Genomic DNA, 15,695 nt, shown 5'->3' on the forward strand with positions numbered 1-15,695 from the left:
TCTGCTTTCCATGATTATTATACATATTTTTCTCTCAAAAGTCATTTTATTTCATCCATTATCCCAATGTCACAGCTTCGTGCATACATTCATACTCCTTCGCAAGAAAAAGTTCCGTCACGAAATCTGCCAGATCTTTCTTAAGATAATCATACATTTCTTTATTATCTTCGTATTTTTCGCACATCAGTTGTTTTAATAGTTTTTTAAGCAATTTTTTTGTTGCTTCCTTTCCCATCTTATCAACTTTTTCCTGAAGTTTATAATAATCCTCTTCTGTTGCCGGTAATCCCATTGGTTTCTGTATCATCATGCATCCAAGTACATGGCGAAGCACTATTCTGCAAATATTATAAAACTGATTCTGATATTCTCCATCGTAATCATTCAGAATCTGAACAATATATTCCATCGGAAGTTTTTCCAAAAATTCCTGCTCCAGGCAGATGCATTCTATATAGCGTTCTATCGCTTCTATTCCTTGATTGGCATGGAATTGGCTAAGTGTCGGATAATCCATAGTAATCAACGTTTCCTGCGGTGCAAATCTCACATCATAATGGCGGAAGAAGCCTGGAATTGCCTTCTTTACCGTCTCGCCATAATTCTTGTTCCCATAATCACAAAATCGAACAATCATCAGATTATATTGTTCCTTGGCATCTTTTACCTTTTGAAGGATTTTCTGAACACCCGTTTCATACGCATCACTGGCCAACATCTTTTTTCGCTTTGAATCCGTGCTTGGATACATCTTTGAAGGATTCGGCTCAGCACCTGCTTCCTGCTCCTGTGCCATCCGAATGCAGAATTGAACTGCTTCCATTAATTTTCCTGCCGTTTCATAGGTGACAGAAGTACTTTCATAAGATGTATATCGTCCTGCAAGCTTTGTTACAATAGAAAGAAGTTCTTCCAGTCCATACCCTTCTTCCTCATATTCTTTTTGCATCTCATATCATCTCCCTTCTTGTTCTTCTGTCGCTTAATAAAGATCCTGAAGAGCCTGAAGATACAACTCTCGATCCCATCTGGGCACAACATCAAACCTTGCATATTCTCCTCTTCCATCCGTCCTGTGATGTTCCCGGTACCCCGACCGTATCGCCCGCGCAAAAACTTCCAGGCAGGTGCTTTCCAGATATTCCAGGTCACCGTAACAGACTGTCTCATACTGTTCTTTCATAAAATGCAACAATTCATCATCCGAAATCTCATCTTGCATCTCATTCTTATACAGCATAAAGATGTCGTGTAGCCTTGCAATTGTATCCACATAATTTTCCTGAGAAATATACTGTGAATCGCAGAATTCATAGATAATCTTCGGAAGAATTCCCTCGCCAAACTCAATTCTTCTCTGCCGCCTTAAATTATCAGTCCGTTCCCGAACCAGAAGTTTTGCTTCTTCCTTCGAAAGAACCAGTCCAAACTTCTGCGCATACTCATTTGTATGAACGATAGCTGTTAATTGGTTTTGATCTGACAACATCTCTAACAGATTATTTTTTTCCACCTGACAAACGCCCCTTTCATGGTAAGTTCCATGATTATACACCCACGGTTGGATACTTACCAGACCTGAAATTTTGGCGATTTTGTGGTAATATAAAAGCACAAAATAAAAAAAGGATGAAGTTTCAAAAATCTTCATCCTTTTTCATTTTACAGCATATACAACAATGCATTACAGATACATGCCGCGATATTGCTTCCGCCTTTTCTTCCTTTTGCTACGATGTATGGTGTATGTTCCAGTGTTAATATCATCTCCTTAGACTGCACCACATTGACAAAACCTACCGGAACACCAATCACAAGTTCCGGTCGGATCTTTCCTTCCCGGATCAGTTCATACAACCGAATCAGAGCAGTCGGTGCATTTCCAATTGCAAAGATCAGCTTTTCATTTAATTCGCAGGCTTTTTCCATACTGGCGACTGCGCGGGTCGTTCCATTTTGTTTCGCTCTTTCTGCCACATCATCGTCGGACATAAAGCAATAGACCTGACCACCATACCTTCCCAGTTCCTTTTTATTGATACCTGAACGCCCCATCTGTGTATCTGTCACAATAGATGCGCCATTTCGAATTGCCTCCAAAGCCTGTTCTGTTACGTCTTCTGAAAAGATAAGATTCCTTGCATAATCAAAATCTGCACTGGTATGAATACATCGCTTGATAATCGGAGCCTCTTTTTCCGGCAAAACGATTCCTTCCTTTTGTAATTCTTCTGTTATAATCTCAAAACTTCGCTTCTCTATCTCAGTAGGAAGCACATTTTCAATCTCCATCTTCATCAATCCGTTATCCCTCTGTCCATAATTTCATAGATTTTCTTCATATCCAGATGCTTTCGAAGGCTATCTGCCAGCAGATCATACTGAGTTTCCTTAAATGCTTTCAGATCTACACCTTCCATTTCATCTGGATCTATGCCCTTGTGTTTTGCGATTGCACGTATCATTGTCGTAGTTACTTCTTCCTTATCAAAAATGCCATGGACATAAGTTCCGTAGACATTTCCCTTAGATAATCCATCCTCACTACTTTTTTCCTGAACATAGTCTTTTATTCTGCTCATCGGCATATCCTTGCCTCTGGTCTCTCCCATATGAATCTCATACCCTTCAAATGCAATGCCAGACAGTTCCTTAAGGATTCCACCGATATGTTGAAATGTACCATTTACTCTCGTTCTGGTCTTCTGACGAACAAATGTTGTCTCCATTGGTAGTAATCCCATTCCATCGATTCTTCCACCGGCTTCCACACTTTCTGGATCACTTAGACTTTCACCAAGCATCTGATAACCGCCACAGATTCCCCATACGATCGTTCCCTTAGCTGCCGCTTTTTTCACTTCCGTCTCCAGCCCATTCTGCCGCATCCAAAGCAGATCTTCCATCGTATTCTTCGTTCCAGGCAAAATGATCATATCGGGATGTTTTAACTCTCTGCAATCTCTTACATATCTCAAAGATACACCTTTGATGTTCTCCAACACAATAAAATCCGTAAAATTAGAGATTCTTGGCGTCCGAATTACTGCAATATCAATGAGTCCCGCTTCTTTTCGCCCATGAAAACGCTCTGTCAGGCTGTCTTCATCTTCAATCTCAACAGAAAGATAAGGAGTAACTCCTACCACTGGAATGCCGCCACGCTCTTCCAACATCTGAATTCCAGGATCCAATATTGTCTTATCTCCACGAAATTTATTAATGATCAAACCTTTGACCATATTCTTTTCTTCTTCCTCCAGGAGCATTAATGTTCCCAAAAGCTGAGCGAATACTCCTCCTCTGTCAATATCTCCAACCAGGAGCACCGGGGACTTCGCCATCTTCGCCATCCCCATATTAACAATATCATCCTGCTTTAGATTAATCTCTGCGGGGCTTCCCGCCCCTTCGATCACAATAATATCGTAAGTCTCTTCCAACTTATGGAAGGCTCTCATAATCTCAGGAACTAATTTCTTTTTATAGGCAAAGTACTCTCGGGCGCTCATATTCTGTAAGACTTCTCCGTTAACGATTACCTGCGATCCCGTATCATTGGTCGGTTTTAACAGAATTGGATTCATCTCTACCTGAGGAGCAATGCCTGCTGCTTCCGCCTGAACCACCTGAGCACGTCCCATCTCCAGGCCATTTTCCGTAATAAAAGAATTCAATGCCATATTCTGGGATTTAAAAGGTGCCACTTTATATCCATCCTGCCGGAAGATCCGACATAGTCCCGCGCAGATCAGACTTTTTCCTGCATTTGACATTGTTCCCTGTATCATAATTGTCTTAGCCATGCAATCATCCTCTCATTCTCATCTTTCGTACGGACGGCAATACGATAGTAACCTTCCGATAATCCCCGGTAATTCTTACAGTCACGAATCAGGAATCCTGCGTTCAACGCTTGAGCGTAAAGCCCCGGTTTTCCCGAGAAAAATATATAGTTTGCTTTGGAACCATATATGGAATACCCCAACATCTTCATTTCTTGAATCATTGCATCTCTTTCCACAGAAATATATTCTCTTGTTTCCTGTATATACTGTGCACAATCATCAAGCGCAGCTACGCCTCCCATCTGTGCCAGAATTGAGACATTCCAAGGCTGAAGCACATCTGTCATCCTTCCAAGCAATTCCTGATTGCAGCTGATTCCATAGCCAAGCCTGAGCCCAGGCATACAAAAAAGCTTCGTAAATGCTTTGACAATCAGAAGCTTAGAATAATTCTGCCTCTTTGGACACATCTCATAGAATTCAGGATGATCCAGAAAGTCGATAAAACATTCATCCAAAACCACCCAGACATCACATTCCTGACATCTGTTCAGAATCTTTTCCAATAATTCCTGCTGAATTGGCTGTCCGGTCGGATTATTGGGATTGCAGACAAAAAACATATCCATCTGTGAAGTTATCTGATCAAGAATCTCTTCTGTAACCTGGAATTCCTGAGACTTTTGAAGCTCATAATATTGAATCTCGGTTCCGACTGCCTTCAATGCCTTTTCATATTCCGCAAAAGTTGGCGCCAACAAAAGAGCCTTCCTTGGCATCACTGCAAGTACCGCTGCATAGAATAATTCTGCCGCTCCATTTCCACAGACAATTTCTTCTTCCTGTACATGCTCGAACTTTGCGATCGCTTTACTCAATGCACTGCATTGAATGTCTGGATAATGCACAATCTGATCTGCCTGCTCACGAATCGTTTTCAATACTTGTATCGGAGGACCTAACGGATTACTGTTCACTGAAAAATCCAGGACATTTTGATTACGATAGATATCGCCTCCATGAATCTGTTCTCTCATTTATTTCTCCTGTCTAATTATTTTCTATATCATCCATAGAATGCCAATTTTAATAACACTGAAAATCACCAGTGCAGATATCGCTGTTGCATACAGCAGCGTATGTGCCTTTCTGATATCCTGAATCAAAATTGCGCGAATTGGATCTCCAATCGTTGGTTTCTCATATAATTTCCCAAAATACCATGCATTTCCTGCCAGCTGTATATCCAAAGCTCCCGCCATGACAGACTCTGTCTGCGCAGCATTCGGACTTTTATGGTTATATCTGTCTCTTCGATAAATATGGACTGCATTTTTCCAATCCATCCGTGTCAACACAGATGATAATATCATACACCATGCTGATAGTCGGGCCGGAATATAATTCACTATATCATCCAATTTTGCTGCTGCCGTTCCAAAATAAAGATATTTTTCATTCTTATATCCCACCATGGAATCCATGGTATTCACTGCCTTATAAGCAAATCCCAGCACTGCGCCACCAATCATCAGATAGAAAAGCGGTGCGATGACTCCGTCAGATGTGTTTTCTGCAACGGTTTCCACTGCCGCTTTTGTCACGCCTTCTTGTGTAAGATTCTCTGTATCTCTTCCAACGATCATGGATACTGCCTTTCTTGCCTCTTCAATCCCTTCCCGTTCCAATGCCTGATAGACCTTATCGCTTTCAGTTTTCAAGGACTTTGTAGCAAGTATCTGATAGCACATGAAACTTTCCACTGCCATTCCAAACTGCCATGCATATCCATAAGCAGCCCACAAGATCAGTGCAGGAACCGCCGCACTGATACCGACTACTATTAGCACCAGAACACCCCCACCAATACGCTCTCCTCGTTTAGACTCTGGGAAACAATTTCTGATAATTCGTTCCGCTGTCGTAATCAGATGCCCGATCAGCCGGACCGGATGATACAGCCACCTGGGATCTCCTAAGATCAGATCCAGCAAAAAACCGATCCATACTGATATTGTCATCTGTAATAAAAAGCTCATAACCTTCTCCATTTCCTACCTGATAATCATAATAACTTCCGGCAGGATATGCATATTTTTCCATAATACTCATAATCGTCCCGCCATGTACTACAAATGCTGCCCTTTCAATCCTATCTCTGCGACATTCCTCTAATGCTGCCTCAAATCCCAAAATACTTCTCCTTGAAAATTCTTGCCGACTCTCTCCGCCGGGGAATGGCAAGGTTCCGTTACTGTCAATCCACTTCTGATAATCCTCGCATTCTGCCAACTCCCGATAATTCTTATTTTCAAAAAGTCCAAAATCGCACTCTGCAAGTTCATGAATTACCGTAACTTTTCGCCCTGGATAGACAATGTCCGCCGTCTGCCTGCATCGCTTCAGCGGACTGGTATATATTCTCTGGACATCCGGATAAGATCTCTGTCTCAGAAGCTCGATTCCTTCCGTACATAAAGGTTCATCCGTTTTACCGATATATCGCTTCATTCGATTGCCCTCTGTCATCGAATGACGCAATAAAAAGATTCTCATCCTTTAATCACCTTCCCAATCCCGCAAGACACACGGTGTACAATTTCTGCCTCTTTAGCAAGTCTGGTACAGATCCTGCCCGTCTGCTCACGATATACCCTCTCAAATGGATCTGCCGGAACAATTCCGTAACCAATCTCATCACTGATCACAATCATTTCTGGATTTCGCTTTAAAATCTGCTCTGCAAAATCCTCCGGCAATATATCGTTACGCATCATCCTCTCGATATAAACATGAAAATGATGGATTCCCTGACATTCATACACATCTTCTTCTCCACAGCTTCGTCCATCTATCCATGATATCCTCGGATATATCTCCTTTGCATAATCGAGCTTACCCTGATAAGCCCCTCCGATAATTAAGATCATACAGCCAATCCTTTCACAATCACGTCCACAATGACAACCGACACTGCCATCAGAAGTTCACACATCTGCAGAAAATATCCCGCCAGATCTCCCGTAATTCCACCAAATTTTGACATAGACATCCGATAATAATACCAAAACACCAGCCCGGCAGTCACAATTGCCACAATTCCTAAGATCTTCCCGGTCAATACCATACTGCTGCAGATAATTGCCACATAGATAAGTAATACTCTCTTAGATGCTTTTTTTACAGCATTCTGAGAGAATGTTGCCGCCATTCCTTCCTTTCTTGCCTGCGGAAATGTAATCACTGACAATCCGCTTAATGATCTGGATAGCAGAAAACTCCATGCAATTACGGTGACACTTCTAATCGTAAGGGAGGAATAAATTCCCAGATAAGCTAACAGATAAACCGCACAAGAGATGATGGCAAACGCTCCTGCATGAGAATCCTTCAGAATCTCAAGTCTCTTCTCCCTTGGCTGATAGGAACTGACAGCATCCTGCGTATCCAGAAATCCGTCCATATGAATTCCTCCAGTAATCGCAATCGGCACCAACAATAATAGAATGGTCCAAAAAAGATCCGAGAATAGGACACCTTGTGAAGCAGCCACTCCTTTCAAGACAAATAGCCCATATGTTATAGCTCCTATCACGCCTCCAACCAACGGAAAAAAGCACATAGCATACGATATATTTTCTTCTGTCCATTCACTCTTTGGCATAGGGATTCTGCTATACATCGAAAATGCAATTTTAAAACTATTCCATATTCTGCTCATCCTTAATTAACACTGGGATACCATACACCACTTCCGTCACTCGATCTGCCAGACTGGCAATTCTCTGATTCACCATTCCCATCATCTGCCGATACTGTTCTGTCTCAGGACTGTAACCATTGATATCCGAATTCACTTCATTGGTCACAATCGTAAGACACAACGTATGCTCTGATAAGTGAATCAATCCGTCCAGAATCTCTTCCAGTGTCTCCTTCCTTCCCTTTATCGTTCCATCCTCACGGTAGAATTCATTTGCCACAAGATTCGATACACATTCCAATAATATTCCTTCATTATCAGGAATTGGCATATTCTTTAGATCCGTGTACCGTTCCAGTGTGGTAAATCCCTTTCCGGCGCGAAGCCTGTGGTGGCGTTCTATCTTTTTCACCGTCTCTTCTCCATAAGGCTTCATTGTTGCAATATAAAGAAGGGACTGGTCCTTTCCTGTCTGCTGTCTATGCCCGATCAACCAATCCTCTGCATAAGCAGACTTACCACTTCCACTTCCGCCTGTAATCATATGTATCATTATCGATCACCAAGTTCTTCATAATCTTCTATATTATTTTCTGAAAATGTACTCATTTTGTGATAAACTTCTAAAGCCATCTCGAGAACCGGCAAAAAAGCAACCGCCCCCGTCCCTTCTCCAAGACACATATGACAATCCAGCGATGCACTTAAATTCAACTCTTCCAGGATCACATGCATTCCAGGTTCTTTTGATACATGAGAGGCAATCATATATTCCCTGGCATCAGGACATATTCTCGCTGCAATTAAGGCTGCCACAGCAGATATGAATCCATCCATCACCACCGGAAGATGGCAATAAGCTCCTCCCAGATATATGCCGGCAAGACCTGCCAGATCAAAACCTCCCACTTTACTTAATACATCCAGAGCATCTTGGGGATCCGGCTGATGGAGCGATATAGCCTTTTCAATTGTCTGAATCTTCCGATTCAGACCCTCACTGGTAAGTCCAGCACCTCTTCCAGTCATAAATTCTACCGGACGATTCAAAAGGACCGATGCTACAGCACTGCTGGTTGTCGTATTTCCAATTCCCATCTCACCAGTAGCCAGAATCTGATAACCTTCTTCTTTTTTCTCTATAGCAATCTGTATTCCAGTCATAACAGACTGAATAGCTTCTTCTCTGGTCATAGCCGGTTCCCGCGCCATATTTTTCGTTCCATACGCCACCTTATAATCGGGTACTCTGGTGTCTACCGCCATCCCAATATCAATAGGAAACAAGTCTACTCCGGCTTTTTTGCACATAATCGCTGCACTAGTGTTGCAATCCAGAAAATTTTCTGCAACAATCGCTGTTACTTCCTGACCGCTCTGTGTCACACCTTCTGCTACAACTCCATTATCTGCACACATGGCAATCAATGCTTTCTTATCAATTTTTACATCCGCAGTTCTGGTAATTCCGGCAATTCGAATGATATTTTCTTCCAGTTTCCCAAGACTGTGCAGTGGTTTCGCAATAGAATTCCACTGTTTTGATGATCGTTCCATTGCCCTTCTGTCAATAGGTTCGATTGCTTTGATGATCTGCTCTAATGTCATTTTCTTTCCTCTTTTCTGCTGCATTGATCCAAAAATGCTTCTACAACCTTTAAGTTGCCGCAATAATGTATGTGCGGATATCCCGCCAATATGGTCTCTGTACTTACCATACACTTCCAGGAGCGTTCCGACAACGGCTTTTTCGCCACAAATTCCTGCCCACACTGTGTGGAATCATAGTAATGAAATTCATGTGCCGGTAATGCATCTATTTTTTTTCCGAAGGCAGTTCCCTGAGACAATGTTACATATCCAAAGCGTTTTAATGATGATGTATAGAAGCTTTTACCTTTTAACGCCCCTACCATTTCATAACTCTTTCCATCTTCAGCGGTAATACTTTCCTGCAGATACATAAAACCTCCACATTCCGCCATGCATGGCAATCCCTCTTCAAGAGCCTGACGAATTTCAAGGCGAATACTTTGATTCTGGCACAAGTCCTTTGCACATAATTCCGGATACCCTCCATAGAAGAGAAGTCCATCCAGTCTGTCAGGAAGATGCCTGTCCCTTACCGGTGAAAAGGGCATCAATTTTACTCCCCGGTCTTCCAGAATATCCAGATTATCCTGATACATAAAGCAGAATGCCTCATCTTTCGCCAGACCGATGCGCAATCCATCATAACGTTTTTTTAAATATGAAGTCGATGTGTCCGGCAAGTCTGGCGCTGTCCGTGCCAATTTCACCAATCCATCCAGATCCAACGTCTGCTCCAATGTCTCTCCCAGATTCTTAAGTTTCAACTGAAGGGATTCTATTTCCTGCGGCATCTTAAGCCCAAGATATCTACTTTCCAACACGCAGTCTTCAATAACAGGAACGTAACCATATACTTTTACACTCGTCTCACGTTCAATCGTTTCTTTCATTCGCCCATACATCATTGGTGACAGACGATTCAAGATCACACCCGCAATCCGGCTGTCCGTCCGATATTGAAGAAACCCCTGAATCAGCGGAACAATAGAAACACTGATACCTTTACAATCCAGAATCAATACTGCCGGTGTCTCTGTCGTATCTGCCACATCATAAGCACTTGATTCCACAGATGTACCCGCAAGGCCATCATAATACCCCATAACACCTTCTATTACGGCTATATCGCATTTTGAGCCATTCTTATATAGAAGATGCCTGACTCCCTCTCTTCCACATAAAAATGTATCCAGATTATAACTATCAAGTCCAATAACTTCCCGATGAAACATCGGATCAATATAATCCGGTCCACATTTAAATGCAGCGACCCGAAATTCTCGGTTCTTTAACGCCTGTAATATTCCGCAGGTAATCATGGTCTTTCCGGTCCCACTTCTTGGTGCAGTTAACAGTATTCTCGGTATCCGACTCATTCTCTTCCATCCTCATTACACGTAAAGCTAATCACAGAGACTGGATTCTGTCCCATCATCATATGATAGCTTCCCACACTTTTTGACTTTGCCACTGATATCTGGACAATCTCTTCCTCTGTAACCTTCACCTCATCACAACACTTAACAGCTTCTGCCAAAGTTTCCAATGCAATAGCGTTAATCACTACTCGAACTTTTGGATTCTTCTGCGCCACAGTCTGTATAATTTCTTTCATATGTCCCTTACTTCCGCCAATAAACACACAATCCGGTGCCGGAAGTTCTTCTAATACATCTGGTGCTTCTCCTGCAATTACTGTAAGATTGTCGACTTTCATCTTTCTCTGATTCTGAAGTATCAAGGCAACTGCTTCTTCATTTCTCTCTATCGCATAGACATGTCCCTGATCTGCCCGAATTGCTGCTTCCACAGAAACAGAACCGGTACCTGCTCCAACATCATACACAATAGAATCTCTCTTTAGATGCAGTTTTGAGAGGCTGACACTACGAACTTCCTCTTTTGTCATAGGTACATCTCCACGCACAAATTCTCGATCCGGCAATCCATGAGTCGTCACCTGCGTTCCTCCCTTTGGATTTTCAATATACACTATTGCAAGATCTCCGCCGTTATAATCTACCAGAGATTCTGCCGTTCCCGACTCAATCTTCTCAGCTTCATACGCCAGATCGCTCCCAATGCAAACATTCAGATTGCCATACCCATATTCCATCATTTCTCGACATATGCTTCGGACTCCATCTGCATTTCCCGAAAGAGCAATCGTCTTCTTATGATTACGGATAACAGAGATTAAATTAGTTTTCCTTCCATGAACGCTGGTCAGTGCTGCATCATCCCAGGAAATGCCCAACCTGGCACAGAAATAGGCTACCGAAGAAATTCCAGGAACCACTTCCGCTTCAATATCCGGCTCCTGTTGTAATAACTGAAGCAGCTTCTTGGCACCACTATAGAACCCTACATCACCGGATAATGCGACTACAACATTCTCATACTCTGGATGTTCTTTAATATAAGCAAGTATCTCTTCCGGCTTGTAAGCCGCATAGGATGGCTGCTCTGCTTTTGCAGAAGACTCCAGCATACGCTTTGCTCCAATCAGTAACTGCGCTTTCTGACAGAGTTTTTTTCCTTGCACCGTAAAGGTATCTTCCGGCCCCATTCCGATTCCTACGATAGAAACTTTCCACTTATCTTGTAAATTTAATTCTTTCTTTAAAAACCCACACATTTCTCTATATGCAAGTCCCGTCTCCTGAAAAGGCCGTCCGATTACAACCAGTCCAACGCCCGCAAGTCTGGCAGCCTGGCATTTTTCTCTGTATCCTCCCACATTGCCAGATTCCTTCGTCACCAGATACGCAATCTCAAATTCCCGCAGCATTGCCAGATTCATCTCAACCGAAAACGGCCCTTGCATGCAGATCAGATGTCTTCCAGTAAACCCAAGATCTTCGCACTTGGCAGCTACATTCTGCAGAGAGAGCACTCGCGCATAGACTCGCTCCTGATAATCTGTTAGTCTGGTATACTCCTCCAACTCTTTACTTCCAGTTGTTACGAGAATATTTCCTTCCGTCTGTTCCAGAAATCGAATGGCTTCCTCCATATTCTCTACACAGACACAATCCTGCATCTGACTGGATTCTCTGACCAGGCGCAGATAATCTGCATTGCACTGTTCGCAGGCAGTTCTCAGATTCTCCGTCACTTCTTTGGCATAGGGATGTGTCGCATCAACCACATAGCGTGGCCGATATTTTCGAATAAATTGTTGCATTTCTTCACAATCCATCCGATTGTGAGATACGGTAATATTCGTATCTTCTGGAAGAAGGCTCTCTCCATATGAAGTTGCAACACAGACATGTACCTGTACCTGCCTTTTCACCAAATATTCCGCCAGTTTCCTGCCTTCTGTAGTTCCTCCGAAGATTAATATCTTAATCTCTTTCATAACGATATCCCCTTGGCGTAACCATTTTTCCGTCTATTACTTTTGTATCACAATTTCCGATAAATACTGTAGAGAACATATCTACTGCTGTTTTCTGTAATTCCTTCAAGGATAGTATCTGCATCGCTTCACCTTCTCTTGCGATATTTTTTACAACACCACATACGGTATCTTCCGATTTATATCGGAGCATCAGATCACATGCCTTATCCAGATAATCTGCCCGCTTCTTACTGGATGGGTTATACAGGCAGATCACAAAATCTGCTTGCGCTGCCGCAAGAAGTCTCTTTTCGATCTTCTCCCATGGAGTCAGAAGATCACTGAGACTGATCAGACAACAATCATGGCTCATAGGCGCTCCTAAGACTGCCGCACCGCCTATAGCCGCTGTCACTCCCGGAATAATCTCTAATTCAATATCCGGATATTTTTCTCCAATCTCATACATCAACCCGGCCATGCCATAGATTCCGGCATCCCCACTGCATACCATTGCTGTCGTCCGCCCTTTTGCAGCTTCTTCAAAAGCCATCTCACAGCGACGAACCTCCTGTCTCATTGGGGTAGTCAAAAACTCTTTTTCACCGAAATATTCTCGAAGAAGATCAACATACACCGTATACCCTACGATTACATCGCATTTCTTTAACGCTTCCGCTGCTTTGATCGTCATCTGTTCATATGATCCCGGTCCGATTCCTATCACATATATCTTATTCAAAACTTATCCTCCATTCTTTTACGGCAAGTGCAACGGTGACCCCATTACCCGCTTGTTTTTTTACAATAAGCTGTCCAGATTCACTGGCACACAAAGCACTGCGTTCACACACATTATCAACACCAGTCACCCGTTCTACGAATCCAGACGACGTGAAATCGCCTTTTACCTCTTGTAATTCTTTCGAACTATATACCTGAAATTGTAATCGGTGTGCCAAACAGTATTCAAGAATTCCTGGTTCATTTGCCTTTATATCAATACTCGCAACCTGCCAGATACTTTCCGGCCAGATATGATTCTGCCGCAGAACATTGGTGACGGCCAGTTCAATCTGTTCTGCTTCTGTATGCTTCCTACATCCGATTCCTGCGACAACAACTTTTGGAATCAGATACAATGTCTGGCTCCATGCAGGATTTCGATAAATTCCTACCGATATATCCGGTTCATTTTTTCCCTGGTCTTCTATCAGATTCCAGAGGACAAGTCCCCGTGGAAGCTTTCCTTCCACATTCTTCTCATTACCCTGAAAATCAATCAAAACCGGCGTCTCCTTCAATATATCTGCTGAGATTCTTTTTGCTCTTTTCATATCCTGTATCTGAAGTCCGTTTTTTACTGCAAAAACATCCACTGCCCATTTTTGGTTAATATCAGTCGCTGTCGTGATCACCGGCAGTGCCTGTACCTTTTCACAGACTAACAGAGCCAGCTCATTAGCCCCACCTATATGCCCAGATAATAGAGGAATACAATGGATTCCCATTTCATCAATGACCAAAACAGCCGGATCCTTCTGCTTTGATCTTACATATGGCGCTATAGCACGTACTGCAATGCCTGTAGCTCCAATGAAGATCAGCGCATCCTGACTTTCAAACTGTTGTCTGGTCCAGTCTGACAGAGTAAGATCTGTCGCTTCTGGTATGCCCATACATTTGACATCTACGGTTACCCGATACTCTTCCGCTCTCAGTCCGGCCGCCACTTTGTCTGCCAGGATTTTGCCTTTTTGTGTAAAACATATGAGTGCTACATTCATTTACTCTGTTCCTTCCCGATATTCCGTAGTAAATGTAGGATCATATAACTTTGATCGCTGATAATGATTATGGCTGACAACATCTCCAACAATAATCAATGCTGTCTTTCTAATTCCATGAGACTTTGCCGTCTCTTCCAATGTCTCTATCGTACAGATATGTGTCTCTTCCTCAGGCCAGGTCGCCTTATATACAATTGCAGCCGGTGTATCCGGTTCATAACCTCCACAGATCAGTTGTTCTGTCAGTTTCGCCAGTAGTCCTGTACTTAAGAACAGTACCATGGTCGCCCTGTGCTTTGCAAATGAAGCAATACTCTCTCTCTCCGGCACAGGTGTCCTTCCTTCTGTTCTTGTAATGACCACACTCTGCGATACATCCGGCAAAGTATATTCCAGATTCAATGCTGCCGCAGCACCACAAAAAGAGCTTACCCCCGGGCAAGAATCATATAGAATGTTCTTCTCATCCAGAATATCCATCTGCTCTCGAATCGCACCATAGAGACATGGATCTCCCGTATGCAGCCGGACAGTCATCTGACTCTTTTTTTCTGCCTGTATCATTACCTCTATCACTTCCTCCAGCGTCATGAATGCGCTATTGTAGATCTTACATCCTTCTTTCGCATATTTTAAAAGTCCCGGATTCACTAAGGACCCTGCATAGATAATTACGTCAGCATCTTCAATCATCTTCTGCCCCCTGACTGTAATCAGATCTTCTGCCCCAGGTCCAGCTCCAACAAAATGTATCATAACGCCTCTCCTTCTTTCACAAATAACAATGTATAATACCCTGCATCTTCAGGAATCTGTTCTGTTCCATAATAGATATGCTCCGTCTTCATTCCACAGTTTTCTACCATGACAACAGATGCATCCATATCTTTTAGCTGTTCTTTTACATGCGGAAGTTTCTTTCCTGCCTTCATAAGAATCTTTGTTCCTTCTAACTGCAGAGCCTCTTCAATCTGATATGAAGCCGGAATAATGTGAATCTGTTCCGCTTTCTCAGCAATTCCTATATTCAGTCTCGCCGCTGCTGCACAGAATGATGGAACTCCGCTGACCATCTCTACCTCATATCCCTTTTTTTGAATCTCTTTATGCAGATAAATATAAGTAGAATACACTGCAGGATCTCCTAATGTTAAAAATGCCACTTTCTTTCCTTTATCCAGGCAACGACTCAAAACTTTCGCACCTTCCTCATGATTCTTTTGTAAAGTCTGCTCATCTTTTGTCATAGGCATATAAATCCCCAACAGCTCTTTTTGTTCAATCTCTGGATACGCTTCCCTGACAATCTGATAAGCAACCGTTTCCATCGGATTCCTGCCCGGAACCGCAATCACATCACATTCTCGAATAACTCGCAATGCTTTTACTGTTAAAAGCTCCGGATCTCCGGGGCCTACGCCAACTCCATATAAGATTCCTGCCATCTTCATTCTCCTTGTGTCTTTATTACT

Annotated in this window: 17 protein-coding genes; all 17 read right to left on the bottom strand. The window is 42.7% G+C overall.

Going from position 1 to position 15,695, the window contains the following annotated elements; translation table 11 throughout:
• Positions 1–58 precede the first annotated feature (58 nt).
• The 17 genes from JQM81_RS01665 to cobI all read right to left on the bottom strand — a co-directional run bounded on the left by JQM81_RS01665 (position 59) and on the right by cobI (position 15,668).
• Positions 59–952 (bottom strand): DUF6179 domain-containing protein, encoded by an 894-nt coding sequence (locus tag JQM81_RS01665; RefSeq protein WP_235231778.1) that lies wholly within the window; start codon positions 950–952, stop codon positions 59–61.
• Positions 953–985: 33 nt separating this feature from the next.
• Positions 986–1,516 (bottom strand): DUF6323 family protein, encoded by a 531-nt coding sequence (locus tag JQM81_RS01670; RefSeq protein ID WP_235231780.1) that lies wholly within the window; start codon positions 1,514–1,516, stop codon positions 986–988.
• 149 nt (positions 1,517–1,665) lie between these two features.
• Positions 1,666–2,301, bottom strand: coding sequence for a precorrin-8X methylmutase (locus tag JQM81_RS01675; protein WP_235231781.1), 636 nt, complete (start codon positions 2,299–2,301; stop codon positions 1,666–1,668).
• A complete protein-coding gene (locus JQM81_RS01680; RefSeq protein ID WP_235231782.1) occupies positions 2,301–3,809 on the bottom strand; it encodes a cobyric acid synthase in 1,509 nt (502 codons plus the stop codon). Before JQM81_RS01680 ends, JQM81_RS01675 begins: the two co-directional genes overlap by 1 nt.
• Positions 3,791–4,828, bottom strand: coding sequence for a pyridoxal phosphate-dependent aminotransferase (locus JQM81_RS01685; protein WP_235231783.1), 1,038 nt, complete (start codon positions 4,826–4,828; stop codon positions 3,791–3,793). The genes JQM81_RS01680 and JQM81_RS01685 overlap by 19 nt, the downstream gene beginning before the upstream one ends.
• 24 nt (positions 4,829–4,852) lie before the next feature.
• Complete coding sequence (gene cbiB, locus JQM81_RS01690; RefSeq protein ID WP_235231812.1) at positions 4,853–5,785, bottom strand: adenosylcobinamide-phosphate synthase CbiB; 933 nt, start codon at positions 5,783–5,785, stop codon at positions 4,853–4,855.
• Positions 5,673–6,347: a histidine phosphatase family protein gene (locus JQM81_RS01695; RefSeq protein ID WP_235231784.1), complete on the bottom strand. Its 675-nt coding sequence runs from the start codon at positions 6,345–6,347 to the stop codon at positions 5,673–5,675. The genes cbiB and JQM81_RS01695 overlap by 113 nt, the downstream gene beginning before the upstream one ends.
• A complete protein-coding gene (locus JQM81_RS01700) occupies positions 6,344–6,721 on the bottom strand; it encodes a bifunctional adenosylcobinamide kinase/adenosylcobinamide-phosphate guanylyltransferase (protein ID WP_235231786.1) in 378 nt (125 codons plus the stop codon). The genes JQM81_RS01695 and JQM81_RS01700 overlap by 4 nt, the downstream gene beginning before the upstream one ends.
• On the bottom strand, positions 6,718–7,512 hold the full coding sequence (locus JQM81_RS01705; protein ID WP_268826415.1) for an adenosylcobinamide-GDP ribazoletransferase: 795 nt from the start codon (positions 7,510–7,512) through the stop codon (positions 6,718–6,720). Before JQM81_RS01705 ends, JQM81_RS01700 begins: the two co-directional genes overlap by 4 nt.
• Positions 7,493–8,047: a bifunctional adenosylcobinamide kinase/adenosylcobinamide-phosphate guanylyltransferase gene (locus JQM81_RS01710; RefSeq protein ID WP_235231788.1), complete on the bottom strand. Its 555-nt coding sequence runs from the start codon at positions 8,045–8,047 to the stop codon at positions 7,493–7,495. Before JQM81_RS01710 ends, JQM81_RS01705 begins: the two co-directional genes overlap by 20 nt.
• Positions 8,047–9,102: a nicotinate-nucleotide--dimethylbenzimidazole phosphoribosyltransferase gene (gene cobT, locus JQM81_RS01715; protein WP_235231789.1), complete on the bottom strand. Its 1,056-nt coding sequence runs from the start codon at positions 9,100–9,102 to the stop codon at positions 8,047–8,049. Before cobT ends, JQM81_RS01710 begins: the two co-directional genes overlap by 1 nt.
• On the bottom strand, positions 9,099–10,463 hold the full coding sequence (locus JQM81_RS01720; RefSeq protein WP_235231790.1) for a cobyrinate a,c-diamide synthase: 1,365 nt from the start codon (positions 10,461–10,463) through the stop codon (positions 9,099–9,101). The genes cobT and JQM81_RS01720 overlap by 4 nt, the downstream gene beginning before the upstream one ends.
• On the bottom strand, positions 10,460–12,451 hold the full coding sequence (gene cobK, locus JQM81_RS01725) for a precorrin-6A reductase (protein WP_235231791.1): 1,992 nt from the start codon (positions 12,449–12,451) through the stop codon (positions 10,460–10,462). The genes JQM81_RS01720 and cobK overlap by 4 nt, the downstream gene beginning before the upstream one ends.
• Complete coding sequence (cobJ, locus tag JQM81_RS01730) at positions 12,438–13,175, bottom strand: precorrin-3B C(17)-methyltransferase (protein ID WP_235231792.1); 738 nt, start codon at positions 13,173–13,175, stop codon at positions 12,438–12,440. The genes cobK and cobJ overlap by 14 nt, the downstream gene beginning before the upstream one ends.
• Complete coding sequence (locus JQM81_RS01735) at positions 13,168–14,220, bottom strand: cobalt-precorrin 5A hydrolase (protein WP_235231793.1); 1,053 nt, start codon at positions 14,218–14,220, stop codon at positions 13,168–13,170. Before JQM81_RS01735 ends, cobJ begins: the two co-directional genes overlap by 8 nt.
• Entirely contained in the window at positions 14,221–14,979 is a 759-nt protein-coding gene (gene cobM / locus JQM81_RS01740; RefSeq protein ID WP_235231794.1) for a precorrin-4 C(11)-methyltransferase, read from the bottom strand.
• Positions 14,976–15,668 (bottom strand): precorrin-2 C(20)-methyltransferase, encoded by a 693-nt coding sequence (cobI, locus tag JQM81_RS01745; RefSeq protein WP_235231795.1) that lies wholly within the window; start codon positions 15,666–15,668, stop codon positions 14,976–14,978. Before cobI ends, cobM begins: the two co-directional genes overlap by 4 nt.
• Between the last annotated feature and the right edge of the window lie 27 nt (positions 15,669–15,695).

Source organism: Faecalicatena contorta (genome assembly GCF_021531895.1).
GTDB lineage: Bacteria > Bacillota > Clostridia > Lachnospirales > Lachnospiraceae > JAFBIX01.

What these genes read in the sequence shown, in the direction of transcription:
- JQM81_RS01665 (WP_235231778.1), bottom strand. Translation starts at nt 952, where the DNA reads ATGCAAAAAGAATATGAGGAAGAAGGGTATGGACTGGAAGAACTTCTT.
- JQM81_RS01675 (WP_235231781.1), bottom strand. Translation starts at nt 2,301, where the DNA reads ATGAAGATGGAGATTGAAAATGTGCTTCCTACTGAGATAGAGAAGCGA.
- JQM81_RS01680 (WP_235231782.1), bottom strand. Translation starts at nt 3,809, where the DNA reads ATGGCTAAGACAATTATGATACAGGGAACAATGTCAAATGCAGGAAAA.
- JQM81_RS01685 (WP_235231783.1), bottom strand. Translation starts at nt 4,828, where the DNA reads ATGAGAGAACAGATTCATGGAGGCGATATCTATCGTAATCAAAATGTC.
- JQM81_RS01695 (WP_235231784.1), bottom strand. Translation starts at nt 6,347, where the DNA reads ATGAGAATCTTTTTATTGCGTCATTCGATGACAGAGGGCAATCGAATG.
- JQM81_RS01700 (WP_235231786.1), bottom strand. Translation starts at nt 6,721, where the DNA reads ATGATCTTAATTATCGGAGGGGCTTATCAGGGTAAGCTCGATTATGCA.
- JQM81_RS01705 (WP_268826415.1), bottom strand. Translation starts at nt 7,512, where the DNA reads ATGAGCAGAATATGGAATAGTTTTAAAATTGCATTTTCGATGTATAGC.
- JQM81_RS01710 (WP_235231788.1), bottom strand. Translation starts at nt 8,047, where the DNA reads ATGATACATATGATTACAGGCGGAAGTGGAAGTGGTAAGTCTGCTTAT.
- cobT (WP_235231789.1), bottom strand. Translation starts at nt 9,102, where the DNA reads ATGACATTAGAGCAGATCATCAAAGCAATCGAACCTATTGACAGAAGG.
- JQM81_RS01720 (WP_235231790.1), bottom strand. Translation starts at nt 10,463, where the DNA reads ATGAGTCGGATACCGAGAATACTGTTAACTGCACCAAGAAGTGGGACC.
- cobK (WP_235231791.1), bottom strand. Translation starts at nt 12,451, where the DNA reads ATGAAAGAGATTAAGATATTAATCTTCGGAGGAACTACAGAAGGCAGG.
- JQM81_RS01735 (WP_235231793.1), bottom strand. Translation starts at nt 14,220, where the DNA reads ATGAATGTAGCACTCATATGTTTTACACAAAAAGGCAAAATCCTGGCA.
- cobM (WP_235231794.1), bottom strand. Translation starts at nt 14,979, where the DNA reads ATGATACATTTTGTTGGAGCTGGACCTGGGGCAGAAGATCTGATTACA.
- cobI (WP_235231795.1), bottom strand. Translation starts at nt 15,668, where the DNA reads ATGGCAGGAATCTTATATGGAGTTGGCGTAGGCCCCGGAGATCCGGAG.